This window comes from Polaromonas sp. (assembly GCF_018780625.1).
Lineage (GTDB): Bacteria > Pseudomonadota > Gammaproteobacteria > Burkholderiales > Burkholderiaceae_C > Polaromonas.
Genome location: NZ_JADMJK010000069.1, coordinates 1 through 2,101 on the forward strand (window position 1 = coordinate 1; position 2,101 = coordinate 2,101).

Genomic DNA, 2,101 nt, shown 5'->3' on the forward strand with positions numbered 1-2,101 from the left:
GCGCCTGCTGCGCCGCATTCCAGGGGTGAATTGGTCACGCGCTGGCTGGCGCAAACCGGGGACGCGGGCGCATTTGCCGCGGCGCTGGCGCAGGACGGCGCTGCCTATGGCGGCTTCAACCTGGTGCTCGGCGATTTTCAAAGCAATGCCTGGACCTGGCTGAGCAACCGGCCGACCACAGGGTCGGCGCTTCATGTCCAGACCTTGACGCCCGGCGTATATGGACTTTCCAATGCCGCACTGAACACGCCCTGGCCCAAAACCACGGCACTGCAACACGCGCTCCGGGCTTCCCTCCATGCTGTGCCCGACCCGGAAACGCTGCAAGCGCGGCTGTGGGCCGCGCTGGCCAGCCGCGAACGTGCGAGCGTTGAAGCGTTGCCCGCCACCGGCGTGCCGCTCGCCATTGAACAAGCACTGTCCAGCGCCTTTGTCGACTTTCCCGAACACGCTTATGGCACGCGCAGCAGCACGGTGTTGCTGGCCAGCGCGCAGCACCACGCCGGGGCCGAACGGCGCTGGGAAGTCCAGCTGGAAGAGCGCACGCACCGGCATGAAGCGCCGGGTGCAGGCGCCGGCATTGAATGCAGCCGCGCCGTGCTGTCCTGGCAATAGACCCGAAGCGCTCAGAGCGCCCGGAACATTTCCATGTGGGCGATGCCGGCCTCGTCAAAAGGCGTGCCGCGCGCCGCAAAGCCCAGGCGCTGGTAAAAGCCTTCGGCACTGCGTTGGGCGTGCAGCACGACCTCGGCGTCGCCGCGCTGCTGTGCAGCGCCGACCAAGGCCTGCAAGATGCCCTGCCCCAGCTGCGCGCCCCGCAGCGCACGGTGAACCGCCATGCGGCCTATCCTGCCTACGCCCGCAGCGTGCCTGAGCAGCCGCCCGGTGGCCACCGCCTGGCCCAGCCCGTTGTAGGCCACGGCATGCACGGCGTCGGCATCGGCGGTGTCAAGTTCCAGTTCGGGCGCAATGCCTTGCTCCTCGACAAACACGCGCTGCCTGATGCGGGCGGCGTCAGCGCCTAATTGCATCCAGTCGCCGGTTTTGAAGTCCAGCATGGATTCCCCCGCTTCAAAACCCGTCAGCAGGCGGCGCAGCGCATCGGGCACCGGCCTGGAGGTCTGCGAGGCCGGATCGGCAAACACGTAAATCAGCTCGCAGGTGATGAGCAGTTCGGCGCCGCGGAAAATGGCGCCTGAAAACACCATCGACGAGGTGCCAACGCGCACACACTTCAGCGCCACATCGAGCCGGTCGTCAAAACGCGCCGAGGCATGGTATTCAATGCTGGCCTTTTTGACGTACAAGTCGCCGCCCAGCTGCAGCATCGCCTCTTCATACGGCAGTGCCAGCGCCCGCCAGTAGTCGCTGATGGCGGTGTCGAAATACATCAGATAGTGGCCGTTGAACACGATTTTCTGCATGTCCACCTCGACCCAGCGCACGCGCAGGCGGTGAAAAAAGCGGAAGTCTTGTCGCTGCATGTTCATATCTCCGGGTTAAAAGCCAGTCGAAGCGCCTGCGCCGCAGCCGCATGGGCGTGGCGCGCTTCGGGAATGACGCGGCCCATCTTGATGAACTCGTGCGTCACGCCGCGGTAAATTTCAAGGTCCACGGCCACGCCGGCCAGGCGCAGCTTGTCGGCATACATCACGCCTTCATCGACCAGCGGGTCGCATTCGGCCAAGCCGAGCCAGGCCGGGGCCACGCCGTCCACATCGGGCGCATTGAGCGGCGCAAAGCGCCAGTCGTCGCGGTCGGCCGGGCTGCGCACGTACTGCGCAAAAAACCAGCTGATGCCGGCCTCTTCAAGCAAGAATCCGTGCCCAAACTTGTGGTGCGAGGGCGTGTCCTGGTGCGCCGCGCAACCGGGGTAAAACAGCAGTTGCAGCGCCAGCGGCAAACCGGCGTCGCGCGCCAGCACCGCGCAGATGGCGGCCAGCGTGCCGCCCGCGCTGTCCCCGCCCACAGCCAGCCGTGCGGCGTCCAGGCCCAGGCTGGCGGCATGGTCGGCCAGCCAGTTCAGGGCGTCCCAGGCATCGTGGGCCGCCACCGGAAACTTGTGTTCGGGCGCCAGCCGGTAGTCCAAAGAAATAACAGC

Annotated in this window: 3 protein-coding genes; 1 reads left to right on the top strand and 2 read right to left on the bottom strand. The window is 66.2% G+C overall.

Annotated features, from left to right (window positions below):
• Positions 1–615, top strand: a 615-nt coding sequence (locus IV091_RS06320; protein WP_293466597.1) for an NRDE family protein, incomplete at its 5' end; no start/stop codon positions are given.
• A gap of 11 nt (positions 616–626) precedes the next feature.
• Here the strand turns inward: IV091_RS06320 and IV091_RS06325 are convergent.
• Together IV091_RS06325 and IV091_RS06330 are read right to left on the bottom strand one after the other, a co-directional pair.
• The gene (locus IV091_RS06325) at positions 627–1,484 is read right to left on the bottom strand and encodes a YbgC/FadM family acyl-CoA thioesterase (RefSeq protein WP_293466599.1); all 858 of its coding nucleotides are present in this window, start codon (positions 1,482–1,484) and stop codon (positions 627–629) included.
• Positions 1,485–1,486: 2 nt separating this feature from the next.
• Positions 1,487–2,101, bottom strand: a 615-nt coding sequence (locus IV091_RS06330) for an alpha/beta hydrolase (RefSeq protein ID WP_293466601.1), incomplete at its 5' end; no start/stop codon positions are given.